Annotated in this window: 16 protein-coding genes; 9 read left to right on the top strand and 7 right to left on the bottom strand. The window is 72.2% G+C overall.

Going from position 1 to position 17,341, the window contains the following annotated elements; genetic code table 11:
• Window positions 1–30: 30 nt before the first annotated feature.
• From HCC30_RS12130 to HCC30_RS12120, 3 genes are all read left to right on the top strand, one after another.
• Window positions 31–768, top strand: coding sequence for a GntR family transcriptional regulator (locus HCC30_RS12130; protein WP_169442460.1), 738 nt, complete (start codon window positions 31–33; stop codon window positions 766–768).
• Between the two features lie 396 nt (window positions 769–1,164).
• Entirely contained in the window at window positions 1,165–1,536 is a 372-nt protein-coding gene (locus HCC30_RS12125) for an RNHCP domain-containing protein (protein ID WP_169442459.1), read from the top strand.
• A gap of 14 nt (window positions 1,537–1,550) precedes the next feature.
• On the top strand, window positions 1,551–1,991 hold the full coding sequence (locus HCC30_RS12120; RefSeq protein WP_169442458.1) for an RNHCP domain-containing protein: 441 nt from the start codon (window positions 1,551–1,553) through the stop codon (window positions 1,989–1,991).
• A 59-nt stretch (window positions 1,992–2,050) separates the two neighbouring features.
• Here the strand turns inward: HCC30_RS12120 and HCC30_RS12115 are convergent, their stop codons facing one another.
• The 6 genes from HCC30_RS12115 to HCC30_RS12090 form a co-directional block, all read right to left on the bottom strand.
• Window positions 2,051–3,109 (bottom strand): C45 family autoproteolytic acyltransferase/hydolase, encoded by a 1,059-nt coding sequence (locus HCC30_RS12115; RefSeq protein ID WP_169442457.1) that lies wholly within the window; start codon window positions 3,107–3,109, stop codon window positions 2,051–2,053.
• Between the two features lie 343 nt (window positions 3,110–3,452).
• The gene (locus tag HCC30_RS12110; protein WP_346776595.1) at window positions 3,453–4,760 is read right to left on the bottom strand and encodes an MFS transporter; all 1,308 of its coding nucleotides are present in this window, start codon (window positions 4,758–4,760) and stop codon (window positions 3,453–3,455) included.
• 331 nt (window positions 4,761–5,091) lie between these two features.
• Window positions 5,092–5,382: a hypothetical protein gene (locus HCC30_RS12105; protein WP_169442456.1), complete on the bottom strand. Its 291-nt coding sequence runs from the start codon at window positions 5,380–5,382 to the stop codon at window positions 5,092–5,094.
• 73 nt (window positions 5,383–5,455) lie between these two features.
• Window positions 5,456–9,799 carry a putative T7SS-secreted protein gene (locus HCC30_RS12100; RefSeq protein WP_169442455.1) on the bottom strand — a complete coding sequence of 1,448 codons (4,344 nt, stop codon included), beginning with the start codon at window positions 9,797–9,799 and terminating at the stop codon, window positions 5,456–5,458.
• Window positions 9,799–10,245, bottom strand: a complete 447-nt coding sequence (locus HCC30_RS12095; protein ID WP_169442454.1) for a hypothetical protein — start codon at window positions 10,243–10,245, stop codon at window positions 9,799–9,801. Before HCC30_RS12095 ends, HCC30_RS12100 begins: the two co-directional genes overlap by 1 nt.
• Complete coding sequence (locus tag HCC30_RS12090) at window positions 10,238–10,594, bottom strand: SseB family protein (RefSeq protein ID WP_169442453.1); 357 nt, start codon at window positions 10,592–10,594, stop codon at window positions 10,238–10,240. The genes HCC30_RS12095 and HCC30_RS12090 overlap by 8 nt, the downstream gene beginning before the upstream one ends.
• Window positions 10,595–10,696: 102 nt before the next feature.
• On the opposite strand from HCC30_RS12090, the gene HCC30_RS12085 reads away from it, so the two are divergent.
• Both HCC30_RS12085 and HCC30_RS12080 read left to right on the top strand, forming a co-directional pair.
• Window positions 10,697–11,134 (top strand): transcriptional repressor, encoded by a 438-nt coding sequence (locus HCC30_RS12085; protein WP_169442452.1) that lies wholly within the window; start codon window positions 10,697–10,699, stop codon window positions 11,132–11,134.
• Between the two features lie 53 nt (window positions 11,135–11,187).
• Entirely contained in the window at window positions 11,188–12,177 is a 990-nt protein-coding gene (locus HCC30_RS12080; protein WP_169442451.1) for a folate-binding protein YgfZ, read from the top strand.
• Between the two features lie 89 nt (window positions 12,178–12,266).
• Here HCC30_RS12080 and dtd read toward each other — a convergent pair whose 3' ends face one another.
• Window positions 12,267–12,692 (bottom strand): D-aminoacyl-tRNA deacylase, encoded by a 426-nt coding sequence (gene dtd, locus HCC30_RS12075; protein WP_169442450.1) that lies wholly within the window; start codon window positions 12,690–12,692, stop codon window positions 12,267–12,269.
• A gap of 499 nt (window positions 12,693–13,191) precedes the next feature.
• Between dtd and HCC30_RS12070 the strand changes: the two genes are divergently transcribed.
• From HCC30_RS12070 to HCC30_RS12055, 4 genes are all read left to right on the top strand, one after another.
• A complete protein-coding gene (locus HCC30_RS12070) occupies window positions 13,192–13,683 on the top strand; it encodes an ABC transporter substrate-binding protein (RefSeq protein WP_240979535.1) in 492 nt (163 codons plus the stop codon).
• A gap of 131 nt (window positions 13,684–13,814) precedes the next feature.
• Window positions 13,815–14,831 carry an asparaginase gene (locus tag HCC30_RS12065; protein ID WP_169442449.1) on the top strand — a complete coding sequence of 339 codons (1,017 nt, stop codon included), beginning with the start codon at window positions 13,815–13,817 and terminating at the stop codon, window positions 14,829–14,831.
• Window positions 14,832–14,908: 77 nt separating this feature from the next.
• A complete protein-coding gene (locus tag HCC30_RS12060) occupies window positions 14,909–16,171 on the top strand; it encodes a GNAT family N-acetyltransferase (RefSeq protein WP_169442448.1) in 1,263 nt (420 codons plus the stop codon).
• 214 nt (window positions 16,172–16,385) lie between these two features.
• Window positions 16,386–17,237 (top strand): SAM-dependent methyltransferase, encoded by an 852-nt coding sequence (locus HCC30_RS12055; RefSeq protein ID WP_169442447.1) that lies wholly within the window; start codon window positions 16,386–16,388, stop codon window positions 17,235–17,237.
• Window positions 17,238–17,341: the final 104 nt, after the last annotated feature.

Below are 17,341 nucleotides of genomic sequence, written 5' to 3'. Positions count from 1 at the left end.
CGGCCCGAATCAGCACCGGAGGAGGAATCCATGCCCGAGAACGCGCAGCAGATCGCCGACGACCTGCAGGGGCGGATCGACTCCGGGGAGTTCCCGCCCGGGGCGCGGCTTCCCGGCGAACCCGCGCTCGTGCGCCAGTACGGCGTCGCGAAGATGACCGCCGGAGGCGCGCTGAAGATCCTGGTCGCCGAGGGCGTCGCGCAGGCGCGTCCGGGGTCCGGGACGTACGTCCGCGAGTTCAAACCGCTGGTCAGGGACGCGGTGCGGCGGCTGTCCAGGTCGCAGTGGGCGTCCGGCGCCTCCGTCTGGTCGGCCGACGTCGACGACCGTCCGCTCGACGTGGCCGACGTGGAGGTCGAGGAGCTGGCGGCTCCCGCGTGGGCGGCGCGGGCGCTGGGTCTTGCCGAGGGCGACGCGGTCGTCCGGCGCGGCCGCCGCTTCGTGGTGGACGGGAAGCCGGTGCAGTCCGCGGTCTCGTACCTGCCGGCCGACCTGGTGCGCGGGACGCGGATCGCCGAGCCGGACACCGGACCCGGCGGCACGTACAAGCGGCTGGAGGAACTGGGCAGCGCCCCCGTCTCGTTCGAGGAGGACGTGCGGGCGCGGATGCCGTCCGCGGCCGAGGCCGAGAGCCTCGCCGTCCCCGCGGGCACCCCGGTGATCGAGGTCTACCGGACGGCGTTCACCGCGGACGGCCGCCCCGTCGAGGTCAACCGGATGCTGCTCGACGCCGGTTCGTACGTCATGCGGTACCGCTTCGAGAGCTGACCACCCCAACACCCCAAAGGCCCGCTTCGGCGGGCCTTTTCGCGTTCCGCCGCCCGGAAGCGCTTGACCTGGTACCGCGACGGACCCCGCGAAACCGGCCGACGGCACCACCCGGCTGACGTGGTTCCGACCCCGCCGAAAAACCGTTGGCAAGGGGCTCCGCCCGGCGGTTACGGTCCTCAGCGTCATGCTGCGGGATTCCGTGGCCCCGTTGTGCAGGGGACGTTCCCTCGTCCCCGGAAGAAGGTGTTGATGAACCGGCCCGTGCCGAGCGTGCCTCACGTTCGTGCGTACCGATTCGGGTTCGTTCGCTGAACGGACCGTCGTTCCGAGACTCATGAGGTCCGCTCGGCCTGCTCCTGCTGCCCTTTCACCACTTCAGCCAGGAGTCACCGAGTGTCCGACACCACTCATCACCCCCACCCGACCGCGCGCACCGAGACCTTCGGGTGTCTGCGCTGCGGGCTGACCGTCGCCGCGTTCGCGCCGGACGGGCGTCGCCGGGAGCACTGTCCCGGGTGCCTGTACTCGCGGCATCTCACCGATCACGTCGAGGGCGGCCCGTCCGACTGCGGGGCGCGGATGACGCCGATCTCGGTCGCCGTGCTGCGCGGCGGCGACTGGGCGCTGGTGCACCGCTGCGCGCGCTGCCACGAGCTGACGTCGCACCCCGTGTGCGGCGACGACAACCAGCTGCTGCTGATGCGGCTCGCCGTCCGCCCGCTCGCCCAACCGCCGTTCCCGCTCGAAGCGTTCGGCGATCTGTGAGGGCGGTGACGACGATGCCACGACGTCACCCCGAGCGGCCGCGCCGCAGGCCGCAGCGCCCCAAGGACGTGCTGCACGCGCCCGGCCCGGGCGGACGGGTGCGCGGTGGGGGCGACAGCTTCCGCTGCGCCGGCTGCCGCCTGGACGTCCCGTTCCGCGCCCCGGGCACGGCGCACCGCAACCACTGCCCGCACTGCCTGGCCAGCCGGCACGTCGACGGCCGCGTCCCGGGCGACCGGGCGGCGGGCTGCGGCGGACCGATGTCCGCGCTGACGCTGTCCGTACGGGACGACGGCGAGTGGCTGCTCGTTCACCGCTGTCTGACCTGCGGCGTCCTCAAGGCCAACCGCGTCGCCGGGGACGACAACGCCCGCGCCCTGCTCAGGCTCGCCCTGCGCCCGCTGGCGGGACCGGCAGCGCCGGCGCTCGCCGACCGGGCGCTCCGGGCGATCTGACGCCTTCCGTACGGGAGTTGGGCGCCGTAGGCCCCGCCGAGGCGGGGCCTACGGCGCGTTCAGAAGCGGTCGAAGCCGTGCCGGGACGCCTCGTGGAGGGTGCCGGTGGTGTGGTCGAGGGCGCAGGCGTCGAGGTCGAGGCCGATGGTGAGCAGGGTGCCCCACTGCTCGTGGGGCGGCTTGGCCGGATCGGGGCGCAGGCACACGACGGCGTCCGCGCCCGCGTCCCCGCACAGGGCGCGCGCCCGCGCGGCGGCGGGGAGCGCCGGGGCGGCGGGGGTGACGGTCTTGAGGTGCGCGAGCCGCTGCGCCGTGACGGTGTCCTCCGGGGCGACGTCGCCGGCGGCGAGTCCCGCGTCGAGGAAGTGGTTGGTGTGCAGCAGGCGGCCGTCGGCGTCGGCGGGGACCACCGCCATGCCGGCGGGCGAGAGTTCGAGGCTCGCGGTGCCGGCCGCGGTGACGACGGTGAGCGCGGTCGAGGCGGACACCCGTGCGGTGGCGACCAGGTCGACGGCCTGGTCGAGGGTTTCGGCCTCGTCGAGGACGCGGCGGGCGATCGCGTGCACGGGGACGCCGCCGGCGTCCGAGTCGGAGCGGTGGAAGAGGATGTTGAAGTGCACACCGAGGCCCGCGCTGTTGACGCCGATCTTGCCCGGGGCGCCGAACTCGGTGAACAGCGCCACGGTGTGCCCGGGGCGCGGGGTGTACCGGTGCAGCAGGCCGTCGGGGACGAGCGAGGCGTGCCAGTCCCAGGTTTGCATCGTCTGCGGGGCGGCGCCGTGCCCGGCCCCGAACACGACGGTCGAACACTCGCCGCGGGCGTCCTTGCCCGCGAGGACTTCGGTACGGGCGCCGACGGCGGCCACCCGCCAGCGCTCGACGCCCGCGGCGTCGGCGCAGGCGTCCGACTCGGCGGCGAGCTCCGGTGCCCAGGCGCGCAGCGACTCGTGGCTGCGCAGGGCGAGTTCGCGTACCCGCGGCTCGGCTATGCCGAGCACGGCGAAGTGCCGCGTGTAGCGCTCCGCGACCCGTCGGACCTGGGCGGCGAACCGAGTACCGATCGCCTCCCCGCGTGCGCGGGGGTCGGTGGTCACCGTCGTCAGGGCGTGCAGTTCCACAGGGGCTCCTTCCGGCCACGTCACGGAGCCGCGCTCCGCACTGGAACCGGCCACGCTAGCCGCGCCTCTTGGGGGCGCGGGGAACGGCGCTTCTTGGGGGCGCGGGGAACGGCGCGAACGGCCACGGCGTACGGGGTGGTCCGGTGACGGCATGGGGCACCCCGCGCCGGGGCGGGCGCTGCGCTTGCCAGCCCTGCGCCTCGGCGCAGACCTCCCAAGCGCGGGGTGACCCCGACAAGGGGCGCGGGGAACTGCGCAAAACCCCAGCCACGACGCAGCCGCACCCCGCGACGCACCGGACGGGGCAGCCCCGCACCCCGCACCGCACCGCACAAAAGAACAGCTACGCGCCACCCACCCGGTACCGCCAGAACGCCGGCACCGCCACCGCCAGCCCCAGCATCGCGACCACGACGAGCAACCCCCCGCCCACCACCGTCACCCGGCTCCCCACCGCCGCCCCGGCGGTCCCGTGCACCAGATCCGCCAGCCGCGGCCCGCCCGCCACCACGACGGTGAAGACGCCCTGGAGACGGCCCCGCATCTCGTCGGAGGCGGCCTGCTGGAGGATCGTCCCGCGGAACACCATCGAGACCATGTCGGCCGCCCCCGCGAACGTCAGCATCAGCACCGCCACCCACAGCGACCCGGCCAGCCCGAACCCGGCGATCGCCAGCCCCCAGACGAGAACGGCGATCACCACCACCGCCCCGTGCCGCCGCAGCCGCGCGAAGGTCCCCGACAGCAGCCCGCACAGCACCGCGCCGGCGGGGATCGCCGCGTACAGCAGTCCGAGCGCGATGCCGCCGCCGTCCGCGCCGCCGCCGAAGTCGACGGCCGCCATCTGCGGGAACAGCGCGCGCGGCATGCCCAGCACCATGGCGATCACGTCGGCCAGGAAGGACACCAGCAGCAGCCGCCGGGTGGCGAGGTAGCGGAACCCGTCGAGCACGTCCCGCAGCCCGGCCCGGCGCACCACTCCGCTCTGCGGCGGCAGTGCGGGCAGCCGCCAGACGGCGGCCAGCGCGAGGCACAGCGCCAGGGTGTCCAGCAGGTAGAGGCTCTCCAGGCCGAGCACGGGGATGAGCGCCCCGCCCAGCATCGGCCCCGCGATCATGCCGAGTTGGGCGACGGTCGAGGTCAGCGCCGTCGCCGCGGGCAGCTGCAGGGCCGGGACGAGCCGGGCCACGGAGGCCGTGCGCGTAGGGGAGTTGACGCCGAAGAACGCCTGCTGGAAGCCGAGCAGCACCAGCAGTACCCAGACCGACTCCGCACCGGCCGCCGCCTGCGCCCAGAACAGCAGCGAGGTCACGGCGATCCCGGCGTTGCTGAGCAGCAGCAGCCGGCGCCGGTCCATCATGTCCGCGATGGCGCCGCCCCAGAGCGCGAAGATCACCAGCGGGACGAGCGCCACCGCGCCGGATATGCCGACCCAGGCCGAGGACCGCGTCTGCTCGTATATCTGCAACGGCACGGCGACCGCCGTCAGTTGACTGCCGACCGAGGTGACCACCGTGGACGACCAGAGCCGGCGGAAGGCCGGTATCCGCAGCGGGGTCACGTCCATCGCGAAGCGCCGGGCCGTACGCCCGCGCCCCTGGTTCTCGCCATCCTGCGGGGGCTCCGCCGTCCGCTCCCGGCTGCCTGCCACCGTCGTCTCCGTTCCCGGCCCGGACGGGCGGCGGCGAGATCGACGCAGCGCGCTCCCGGGCCACATCGCACTGACCAAGGCTGCGCGTTGATTGACGTTAACGCCTACGGACCCGGCACCGGCCGGGCCTCGCGCAGGCTAACCAGCGGGCGGGGGGTGGTCAACCGGGGCCCCGGCCCGGCCCGCAGAACGCGGCGACGTCGTCTGGCTCTGCCCTAAGACCGCCCCTGCTTCCACCTTGGCCAGCGGCGGCGGAGACCGGTACTGGAGTTCCCTTATCCCTCGCGGGCAGAGGCAAGGACCAAACCTGGATTCCATCGCCCCAGCCGCATCACGCTGTTGCGCTCGGCCTCTGAAGCCACGCCCTCCCGAGCGCCGTGACGGCCAACCACCACAAGCCGCCCATCGGCCGCCAACCACAGGCTTCGCACCCTGCCCGGAAACGAGCAAGCGATACCGCGACGGAGGACGTCCAGGGCTCGAACCCGGACTCTCCCAAGTCGCCGATCTCCATCAACCCTTCACCGAGAAGGTTCTCCAGCAACGACATGGAGACCTCACGAAAATCGCCACCATGCTCGTCGGCATACTCCTCGGCAACAGCGATGAGGTAATCGACCATTACCCAATCACTCTCCCCTTCAAGAAGGACGTCCTCAACCAACGGGGAAAGCCATGACGGCATCATGTTCGACCTACTCTTCTTCCTGCTTGATGTGAACTTTTCGCGGTTTCTTACTTTCCGGGTAAACCATATCTATGGTCTCCCCTCCAGAGCCCGAGGAAAGACGCCATTGAATGATGGTTCCATCATCGAGCTTGTACACCTCAGGAACCTTTGGGCCGCGTGAAGGCAACTGCTCAGCGCCATCAGTCCACTTATCGAAAAGAGAGCGCAGCTCTCCTTCATTGTCCACAGTCTTGACGCGCCCTGACTGCTCGCCGTTGGGCAGAGACCTGAACTCGTCGCGTACATCCTTTGCGCACGACTCCAACCCCAACGGGTCGATCCACGCAAGCGGGTTGGCGACGTAGGAGTGGTGGTTGTCGGCCGGGTCGAGGCCGAGGGGGTCCGGGGTGAGGAAGCGGGCCGTTTCGGGGTCGTAGTAGCGCTGGTTGTTGTAGTGGAGGCCGGTTTCCGGGTCGGCGTACTGGCCGGGGAATCGGAGTGGACAGGCCGACGGGTCAGTCGTTTCGTCGAGCGGGTCGCCCCACAGCGTGGTGCGGTGGCGCCAGGTGACGGTGCCGGATTCGTCAACGAGTTCGGTGGGTGTCCCGACCAGGTCGGTGACGATGGCGTAGAAGCGGCTGTCCACCTCTTCGTCCGGCAAGTTCGCGGACCAGGCCAGACGAGGGTCCGACGCGGCAGGGCCGGGCTCCTGCACGGACTGCGCGACCGGGCGGTACGTCCCGGGGGCGTAGTCCCAGGTCAGGGTCGTGCCGTCGGAGGACGTCTGCTCCGCGAGCCGCGTCCCGTCCCAGGTGAAGTGGACGGATTCGAGTGCTGTCCCGTCCTCGTCGACGCGGCGCTTCGCCACCCGGCGGCCGGCCGGGTCGTAGCTGTAGCGCCAGCGGTCCCCGGACGGCGTGGTCGCCTCCGTGAGGCGGTCTTCGGCGTCCCAGGCGTAAGTCCATGCACGTGTCTGGCCGTTGAGGAGACGGCGGGTGCGGCGGACGAGACGGCCCTGGGCATCGTAGGCGTAGCGCGTACGACGAGTGCGGTGGAGCAGGGTGCCGCTGAGGGTTCGCGGTCCTTCGGAGTCCGCGGAGACGTTGCCCGCGGCGTCGTAGGCGTAGGTCTCGGTCCAGTTCCCGCCGTGCACAGCGCTGACGCGGCCGGTGGGTGTGAGGTCGTAGCGGCGGGTACCGGTGTGCGAGTCCGCGAGAGCGGTGACGTGGCCGTCCGGCCGGTAGGTGTACTCACGTTCCTGCAGTGGATCGCCGCCCGACGTGCGCAGCGACTGCATGGTCATCCGCCCGGCCACGTCCCAGGTCTGGAGGAGTGCGGTCTCGTCGCCGAGCATCCGGTAGATCTCGTGACCGGCGGGGTCGTAGCCGAATGTGAGCCGGCCCGATGGTGTGGACAGGCCCTCGGGCCGGTCCCCAGGCCCCCATGTCCAGGTCGAGGTGTGACCGCTCGGCGTGGTGCGCGACGTACAGCGGCCGAGCGGGTCGTAAGTGAAGCTGGTCGTCCGTCCGTTGACCGTTTCGGTCAACGGTCTGCCCATGACGTCATGGCTGCGGTGGATGTCCGCGTCCGGACTCGACAGTGCCGTCAGCCGCCCGTCCGGAGCGTAGGCGAAGCTCACCTCCGCGCCGTTGTCGGCGCGCCGCCCGGACAGTCGGCCGAGGGCGTCCCGGGCGTAGGTGATCGTCTCGCCGGCGCCGTTGGTCCGCGAACCGAGGCGCCCCGCCGGGTCGTGCGTGTAGGCGAGGGAACGGTCGTTGAAGTCCGATTCCGCACGGAGCCGGCCGACGGCATCGTACGCGTAGTCCCAGGTGAGACCCATGGGATGAGTGACGGTGGTCAGCCGGAGTTCGGTGTCGTACGCGAAGGAGAACTCCGCCCCGTCCGGGCCGGTACGGGACGCGACCAGGTCGAAGTGGGTGTAGGTGTAGCGAGTCGTCCCGCCCATGGGGTCCGTATGGGCGAGGAGATTGCCCTCGGCGTCCCACTGCCAGGTCTCCTGGCTCCCGTCCGGGTGCCGCCGCTGTGCGGGCCTGCCCTCCACCGTCCAGGACACCTTGGTGACTCCGCCCCGAGGGTCCGTCAGCTCGACCGGACGCCCCAACGCATCGCGCGTCACCGTGGTGGTGTAACCGTCCGGCGTCGTCATGGACACCGGGAGCCCGGAACTGTCGCACACCGTGTGTTGTGTGTGGCCCAGCGCGTCGGTGACGGAGGCCGGATGCCCTTCGCTGTCGTACGCGTACCTGGTTGTCGCCCCGGAGGGATCGGTGGTCGACGTGCGGTTGCCGTCCCCGTCGTACGTGTGCTGCCAGGTCGCACCGCCGGGCTGTGTGACGAGGAGGGGCAGCCCTCGGTCGTCGTACACCGCGCCGGAGTGCGAGCCGTCCGGCAGTTCGACGTGGACTAGGTTCCCCACGTCGTCGTACCGGTAGCGCGTGGTGTGACCCAACGGGTCCGTGGTGGCCGACAGATGACGGCCGTCCAGGGTCCAGCCCTGCCGGGTGACCGCGCCGAGCGGGTCCGTGATCGACGTCGGCCTGTAGCGCCCGTCATACGTGTAGGTCGTCGCGTGCCCGAGGGAGTCGGTGTAGGTGGTGCGTCGCTTACCCGGCTCGTAGCGGAAGCTTCCGGACCACATTCCGTCCGGGCCGACCGTCCGCAGGACTCGGCCGCTGCGGTCGTACACGTAGCCGAAGGCGGAGCCGTTGCGGTCGGTCCACGAGGTGATCCGGTCCGCCTCGTCGTACGTGAATGTCAGGGGCAGCCCGGAGGAGTTGAGCTCCTCCGTCAGGTTTCCGGCCGCGTCGTAACCGAAGGCAGCCACGCACTCGTCGCCAACGTGGAGAGCCGTGATCCGTGGCAGCTCGGGGTGCGTCGTGACGCGGACCGTCGTGCCCCCTGGGTGGTGCACGTCCGTGGGACGCCCGCTCTCCGGGTCGTAACGGAACTCGACGCGACGTCGGGCACGGTCTTCGATGCCGGTCAACGGCCATTCCCCGGTTGCCGGTTGGTGGCCGAAGCAGAGGACTCGTCCGGTGACCGGGTCGGAAACCCTCACCTCCGACTCGGTGCGGCCGTCCCACTCCAACGGCCGGCGAGGGCCGCGCTCCGGCAGGACGGGTGCTCCGGCCTCGTGCGGCAGCGGATACGCCAGCAGCATGCCATCCTCGGTGGCCAGCACGATGCCTCGCTCGTCCACCTCCAGGTGCTGATCGAGGGTGGCCGCCCACGAGAGGCCGAACCAGCCACCCGCGCCGTAGGACGAGAGGTGGGTGCGCCGCAGGGTGAGGGGGAAGGCACCCGGGAGCGTCAAGTCAACGTGGGTGAGCGACATCTCGCCCGTGGCCACGTCCACCGGCTCGCCCGCCTTGCACTTGTCTCCGTCCTGGCGGCACACATCGTCGGGACGGCCGTCGGTGTCGTCACGCCCCTTGTGACCCTTGCGCCCCCCGTCGACACGTCCCCCCAGTCGACGGGCGGCGGCTGCCGCGCCCCCGGCACCGCCTGTGGCGGCGGCCAGCGCGGCCCCGCTCCCCACGTTGCCGATCCAGCGCATGGGTTCGGTGGTGAGCATCTCCCAGTTGGTGGCCGACTTGAGGAACTCCACGGGGTGTTGGGCCCCGTAGATCAGACTGTCTTTCGTGTTCGCCAGGGACATGCCCCAGCGGTTGGGGTGCACCAGGGTGTCCAGCGACGTGTTGACCGCGGACACTCCCTCGTACAGGCCCTTCCCGAGGTTTCCCACGCCCCCGAGCAGCTTCTTGAACCATCCGGGCTCGTCAGGTGCTGCTTCGGCTGCTTCGTCGAGCTTCTTCTTGGCCGCGTGCGCGGCCTCGTCGACCCTGGCGCGCAGGCTGTTGATCCGGGCTACGCATCCGGCCATCGCCGACGCGCTCGGGTCCTCCTCCGGCGGGCGCGGCGGGAGTACGGAGGATCCGGTGCCGTCGTCCTTCTCGACCGCCTTGTTGTAGTCGTCGACGTCCTGTTGGTAGGTCTTCGACCGCGCCCGGGCGTCGGACGCGTCCTCGACGACCGGCTTGGCCTTCTGGCGGGCGTCCGCCAGCACTTCGGCGTACCGCTCGACCGCCTTCCCCGCCTTGTCGAACTGCTCGTGAGCCGCGTCGAGGGTCTCGGGGATGTGGCGTACGGCGGACCGGAAGTCGATGGCCGCGGCACCTTGCCAGTCGTCCTCATGGACGGACTTCAGCCGGGTACGGGCGTCGTGGAAGGCTCCCGCGTACGCGCGCAGCGAAGCGGCGAGGTGCTCCAGCTTCTCCAGGTTCCCGGGTATGAGATCCGAAGCCGTGTCGTCGGGGCCTATCCCCGCTATATCTCCCGTACCGCCCATCAGCCGAACATCCAGTTCTCGAAGCCCTGTTGCCTGTCGTCGGCCGACTGTTCCCAGCCGGCCTTGTCACTGGGGAGCTCGGGGGGCGACTCCTTCCACTCCTTCATGCCCGAGTCGCCCTGCGGCAGGATGTCCAGGTTCTCCTCGGTGGGAACGAATCCCTCTATGTTGAGTTGCTCGGCCTTCTCATACGCGTCGATCGTCTGGTCCAGTTTCTCGACGATGTCGTCCGCGTACTCGACGAGTTGCTTCATCCCGTACTGCCAGGCCTCGACGAAGCCGTCCACAGCTTCCGTGAAGATCTGCGAGCCCGCGTCCTGCGCGTTGGCAGACAGACCGCTCTTGTCGTCCCGGACGTCTTTCGCCGCCAGCGTCGACTCTTCCAACGGCCGCAGAACACTCTTCAACGCGGCGATCTCGACCTTGTACCCCGTCCCCTCACTCATGGACGTCCCCCTCACCAGCCGTCCGCGGTCGGAGTGCGTCCAGCATCCCGGCGGGAAGGTGCTGCGGATCCGGCCCGGCCAGGTCCACGACGATGCCGTGCCCCGACGGCAGCAGGGAGAGGAGGTCTTCGCCCACCGTCGAGAAGTACGCGCACGCCCCCGCGTAGCGGGCGAGCTGCTCCTCCGACGAGAAGACGGGCACGACCGGGCCCAGGTCCGGGCCGCCGTCCAGCCCCAGGAAGCCTGGGCTCTCCCCTCGCTGCGTGAACCAGCGGCCCCCCAGAAATTCGTCCCGCACTTCCGCGGGCAGCCCTGCCGCCTCGGATGTTCCGTTGTCCCCCTCGTGCATGCGCCCCAGGCCATCACGTCGATCACCCGCGGTCAAAGCCCTGCCCCGATCCCACCCCCACGACCGGCCCCGGCCCCCCGCGGTGCCTCATAGACTGACCCCGTGGGTACTTCCGACTGGCAGAGTGATCTCAGGGCGCGTGGATACCGGCTGACGCCGCAGCGTCAGCTGGTGCTGGAAGCGGTCGACAAGCTGGAGCACTCGACGCCGGACGACATCCTCGCGGAGGTGCGGCGTACGGCGGGCGGGGTGAACATCTCGACGGTGTACCGCACGCTGGAGCTGCTGGAGGAGCTGAATCTCGTCTCGCACGCGCACCTGGGCCACGGGGCGCCGACGTACCACCTCGCGGACCGGCACCACCACATGCATCTGGTCTGCCGGGACTGCACGGACGTGATCGAGGCGGATCTGTCCGAGGCGGAGGCGTTCACGCAGCGGCTGCGGGAGCGGTTCGGCTTCGAGACGGACATGCGGCACTTCGCGATCTTCGGGCGCTGCGAGAAGTGCGCGGCGGGTACGGCGGAGCCCGGGGAGTAGGGCGGGGCGAGCGCGGCGGGGACGCCGTCGGCGCGGCGTCGTAGGCTGGCGGCATGACCCGTTCGAGCCACCCCGCCAGCCCGCTTCTCACCCTTCCCGGTGCGGTCGAGGCCGAGGCTCCCGACGAGGGCGTCGCCGCGCACTACGGCGACCTCTTCCGGGAGCAGCGCGCGCTCGCCGACGGCAAGGGTTTCGTGGATCTCTCGCACCGCGGAGTCGTCACGGTCTCCGGCGAGGACCGGCTGTCGTGGTTGCACCTGCTCATCACGCAACACGTCGAGGCGCTGCCGCCGGGCGAGGCCACCGAGGCCCTGGTGCTGTCGGCGAACGGGCACATCGAGCACGCGCTGTACCTCGTCGACGACGGCACGGTCACCTGGCTGCACACCGAGCCGGGCACCCAGGGCGAGCTCATCGCGTACCTGGAGAGCATGCGGTTCTTCTACCGGGTCGAGGTCGCGGACCGGACGGCGGAGTTCGCCGTCGTGCACCTGCCGGCCGGTTCGATCACGGACACCCCCGAGGGCGCGGCCGTCCGCGAGACGCCGCACGGGCGGGACGTGTTCCTGCCCCGTGCCGAGCTGGAGTCCTTCGCGGAGGCGAACGGCCCGGCGGTCGGCGTCCTGGCGTACGAGGCGCTGCGCGTGGAGGCGCACCGGCCGCGGCTCGGCATGGAGACCGACCACCGCACCATCCCGCACGAACTGGGCTGGCTGGAGACGGCGGTTCACCTGCACAAGGGCTGCTACCGGGGCCAGGAGACGGTGGCCCGGGTGAACAACCTGGGGAAGCCGCCGCGCCGCCTGGTCTTCCTGCACCTGGACGGCAGCGAGGTCCGGCTCCCGGCGCACGGGGACGCGGTGCGCAAGGCGGAGGACGGTACGGACGGCCGCGCGCTCGGCTTCGTCACGACCTCGGCCCGGCACCACGAACTGGGCCCGATCGCGCTGGCCCTGGTGAAGCGGAACGTCCCGCTGGACGCGGCGCTGATCGTGGGCGAGGACGCCACGGCCGCCGCGCAGGAGCCGGTCGTCGCGCCGTAACTCCGGCGGCCAGGGCCCGAGTCGGCCGGCCCGCGCCGCAACTCCCGGCAGCCCGGCTCCCGTTCGCGGAGCCGGGCCCGTGACGGCCCCTACACCTCCACGAGGACGGTGAAGGGGCCGTCGTTGGTGAGGGAGACCTTCATGTCGGCGCCGAAGCTGCCGGTGGCCACCGTGGCGCCCAACGCCCGCAGCTGGGCGACGACTTCGTCGACGAGGGGTTCGGCGACGGGTCCGGGCGCGGCCGCGTTCCAGGTGGGGCGGCGGCCCTTGCGCGCGTCGCCGTAGAGCGTGAACTGACTGATCACGAGCAGCGGTGCGCCGAGGTCGGAGCAGGACTTCTCTCCCTGGAGCACCCGGACGGACCAGAGTTTTCTGGCCAGTTGCGCGGCCTTCTCGGGGGTGTCGTCGTGCGTGACTCCGACCAGTACGCACAGCCCCTCGCCGACGATCTCCCCCACGACGGCGCCGTCCACGGCAACGCTCGCCCCGTTCACTCTCTGCACCACTGCTCGCATACGGGCCATGATGCCGTGCGGTGTGCGGGAGGGTTCACGTGCGGCCGGATGGGTGCGGAACGTCTGCGTGGGGAAGCCACACAATGGCACGATGCGCACACGCGGTACGTACCGCTGCTCTCGCCGCCATTGCGGCAAGAGGGGATGAAGGGGACAAGGACCCATGAGTACACACGGCGCAGGCTGGACGTCTGGTGGCGTACCGGCCGCCCGTACCGGCACGACGACTTCGGCCAGGCGGGACGGGGCGGAGCCGTCCGCCGGGAACGCCGACGCGGCGGGCCAGGCGCCCTCCACCGCGCCGGTGCCCCGCCCGGCCGCTCCCGCCTCCCCGTCCGGGCTCCCCGGCCCCTCGGGTCCGGGCGGGTCCGAGGGCCCGGCACGCCCCGGCGCCCGCCCGGGCCGCCGCGCCCCCGCGCACGGGCCGGTACCCGCGTACGAACCGGCCGGCCAGCTGCCGCGCCCGCCGAGACAGCGCGGCGCGAGCCCGCACGAGTCGCTGTCCGACGCGGAGCGTCCCGTGCTGCACACCCTGTCCCTGCCCGAGGTGCGCGCGCTGCGGCGGCGGGCGCAGCAGGAGGAGGCGGACCTGAGCTTCGTGCGGCGGCTGCTCCAGGGCCGGATCGACATCCTCGGCGCGGAGCTGACGCACCGCTCGACGCCGACGTCGCCGCTGCTGGACCTGCTGCCGGAGATCCTGGCCGACGGCCCGTCCCGGCACCGTTCCTCGGCCCGGCACGTGACGGTGGGCACGCCGCAGAGCGAGGAGTACCGGCAGCTCGCCGAGCAGATGCTCGGCGAGGTCGAGCTGAGCGACCTCACGGCCCGTACCGACCAGGAGCTGCACGAGGCGATGGCCCGGCTGGTCCGGTACGAGCAGCAGGTCTCCGGGCGTCGTCACACGCTGCAGCAGACCGCGGACGACTGCAGTGCGGAAATCGGACGAAGGTACCGTGAAGGCGAAGCGCAAGTAGACGACCTGCTGCCCTGAGCCGGTCCCGCGCCGCATCCGGCCGCCGCCGCGGGCCCGGCGGACCCCGCGTCCCCGGCCCGGGGGCAGGCGCGTGCGGGAGGGACGCGAGGGGAAGCGGACGTCGCCCCTCCAGGAAGGCCCCATCGCCGATGGCTCCCTCGTCCCCGTCCTCCCCGACCTCCTCGTTCACGTCCCCGCAGACGGCTCCGGTGCTGGCCGACGTCGTGCGGTCCGGCTTCCACGAGGGGCAGCACCGGGGCTCGCTGGTGGTGCTGGGCGCGGACGGCCGGGTCGAGCGGGCGTGGGGCGACCCCGCGGCGCCGGTCTTCCCCCGATCGGCGAACAAGCCGGCGCAGGCCGCCGCCGTGCTCCGCGCCGGGGAGGCCGCCGACGGCGCGTTCTCGCTCGGCGGCGAGCGGCTGGCGCTGACGGCCGCGAGCCACTCCGGGGAGTCGTTCCACCTGGAGCTGGTCCGCCGGATGCTGGACGAGGCCGGGCTGACCGAGTCCGACCTGCGCTGCCCCGAGGACCTGCCGCTGGACCCGGTCGAGGCCGAGCGGTACCTGGCGGCCGGGCACCGCCGCAGCCGGGTCGCGATGAACTGCTCGGGCAAGCACACCTCGATGCTGGCCGCCTGCCGCGCGAACGGCTGGCCGACCGACAGCTACGTCGACCCCGCGCACCCGCTCCAGCAGCTCACCGAGCGGACGCTGGCCGAGGCCGCGGGCGAGCCCGTCGCGCACACCGGCACGGACGGCTGCGGCGCCCCGCTGCTCGCGGTCTCGCTGACGGGCCTGGCCCGCATGTACCGCACCTTCGCGACCGCGGACCCGGCCACGCCCGAGGGCCGGGTCGCGCGGGCGATGAGCAGCCACCCCGAGTACGTGGCGGGCACCCGCCGCCACGACACCGCCGTGATGCGCGAACTCCCGGGCGCGCTGGCCAAGATGGGCGTCGAGGCCGTGCAGGCGGTGGCCCTGCCGGACGGCCGCGCGCTGGCCTTCAAGCTGGAGGACGGCGGCGGCCGCGCCGTCGGGCCCGTGCTGCTGCGCGGGCTGGAGCTGCTGGGCGTCGAGGCCGCGGTGCTGGAGCGGCTCGCGGAGCGGCTGTCGGTGCCGCTGCTGGGCGGCGGGGAGCCGGTCGGCGAGGTCCGCGCGGCGTTCTGACCGTCCGGGGTCCCGTGGGGGCCGGGCGGCGGGAAAACCGGATGCCGGGAGCCCCGGAGGCTCCTACGGTGAGGTCCATGGCCCTCGACATCCGCACGCTCGACCGGTCCCCCGACGACTTCCTCCCGTGGCTGCGCGCCATCGCCTCCGGCTTCCTCCGTTCCACCGACGTCTCCGAGGAGGAGGCGAAGGTGCGCTGGGCGAAGCTCGACGCGCCGCGCGCGCAGGGCGCGTTCGAGGACGACGGGCGCTGCGTGGGGACGTACAGCACGTTCCCGCACCAACTGACGGTGCCGGGCGGCACCGAGCTCACCTCCTGCGCCGTCTCGGCCGTCACCGTCGCGCCGACGCACCGCCGCCGCGGCCTGCTGACGCGGATGATGGGCGCGGGGCTGGACGCGGCGAAGGAGCGCGGCGAGGTGTGCGCCTCGCTGGTCGCCGCCGAGTACCGGATCTACGGGCGGTACGGCTTCGGCCCGTCGGCCTGGATGTCGGAGTTCGACGTGGACGTGGCCCGCTCGGGCGTCGACACCCGGAACGCGGCCCCGGACGACGGCGGCCGGGTCGACTTCGCGAGCCCGGCCGAGATCCGCGCCGAGGGCCCCGGCGTGCACGAGCGGTTCCGCCGCGGCCCGCAGAGCCAGGGCGCCGTCGACCGCGACACGCACTGGTGGCAGCTGCGGACGGGCGAGCTCCGCTTCCCGCACGACGGCTACAACTCCCCCTTCTACGCGCTCTACCGGGACGCGGACGGCGTGCCGCAGGGCCTCGTCGAGTACACCGTCGAGGAGCGCTGGACGGGCCAGCTGCCCGACTACACGGCCAAGGCGCAGCAGTTGATCGGCGCGACCCCGGCGGCCGAGCGGGCGCTGTGGTACTTCCTGATGTCGATCGACTGGGTCACCCACGTCCACTCCGGGATGCGCGGGCCGGACGACCCGCTGCCGCACTTCCTGCCCGACCCGCGCGCGGCCCGCGTGCTGAGCACCGCCGACTACCTCTGGCTGCGCCCGCTGGACGTCCCGGCGATGCTCCGGGCCCGCCACTACCCGGCCGAGGGCGAGCTGGTGCTGGAGGTACGGGACGAGGCCGGGTACGCCGGCGGCCGCTTCCGGCTGGAGGCCGGGCCGGAGGGCGCGAGCTGCGATCCGGTCACGGACGGGCGGAGCGCCGATCTGACGCTGCACGTGAGCGAGTTGGCGCGGCTGTACCTCGGCGACGAGCCGGCCACGCGCCGGGTCCGGCTGGGCGCGGTCGAGGAGCACCGGGCGGGCGCCGCGGCCCGCGCGGACACCCTCTTCCGCACCCCGGTCCGCCCGTGGTGCCCGGACAACTTCTGACGGGCGGATTCCGGCCGCCGGGCCGTCCGGGCCCGCGGGATCGCTGCCGCGAAGCCCTGCGGGGAACACGCGTTCGGCGGCCGTCCGCGCCTGTCGCCCCCGCAGGCGCAGTTGTCCACAGGGGGTGTGCGAGCTGTCAACTGTGCTGTAGGAAAGGGATGTTGGGAGGCGGAGAACGGGCCTTCCGCACCGCCGGCACAGTGGAGGTCAGAACATGTCGTACATCGGCGGCCAGAACGGCAACGGACTGAGTCCGGAAATCGATGACGAGCTCGGCCTCAACCGGCCGCACACCGCCCGGATGTACGACTACTTCCTCGGCGGCAGCATCAATTACCACGTCGACCGCGAGACGGCCGTGGCCACGCTCCAGGCGTACCCCAACGCCACGGTCGCCGCCCGGCAGAACCGTGCCTTCATGCACCGGGCGGTGCGCTGCCTGTCCCGGGAGCACGGGATCACCCAGTTCCTGGACATCGGCACCGGCGTCCCCACCGAACCGAATCTGCACCAGGTCGCGCAGGCCGAGCACCCGGCCGCGCGCGTGGTCTACACGGACAACGACCCGATCGTCCTCACCTACGCGCGCGCCCTGCTGACCAGCTCGCGCGAGGGCAGCACGGACTACATCGAGGCCGATGTGCGCGATCCGGAGCGCATCCTCGAACACGCCAGGACCAAGCTGGACTTCAGCAAGCCGATCGCCGTCTCGGTGATCGCCCTCTTCCACTTCCTCGCCGACCCGGACGACCCCTTCGGTATCGTGCGCACCCTCCTGGCGGAGCTCCCGGCCGGCTCGGCGCTGGCGCTCAGCCACGCCACCTGCGACTTCGACCCGGAGATGCAGAAGATCGCCGACACCTACAACGCCCGGGGCGTGACCACCCAGTTCCGCGACGGGGAGGAGATCAAGGGCTTCTTCGACGGGCTGGAGCTCATAGACCCGGGCCTGACGGCCACCTGCGACTGGCGTCCCGAACTCGCCGCCGACGGCATGGCCCTGCTCCCCGGCATGGTCGCCGCCGCCGACGTCGGGGTGTACGCCGGGGTCGGCATCAAGCGCTGACCCGGCCCCGTTCCGGGCCGGGGCGTCTGCCGGAGCCGGGTGCCCGTGCGTACGTAGAGTGGGCAGCCGTCAGTAACCGCACGCGGCGCGCGGTCGGCAGGCAC

This window comes from Streptomyces sp. HNM0574 (assembly GCF_012726235.1).
Taxonomy (GTDB): Bacteria; Actinomycetota; Actinomycetes; order Streptomycetales; family Streptomycetaceae; genus Streptomyces.
Note: the sequence above shows the minus strand (reverse complement) of the source record. Positions and strands in the feature narration are given on the sequence as shown.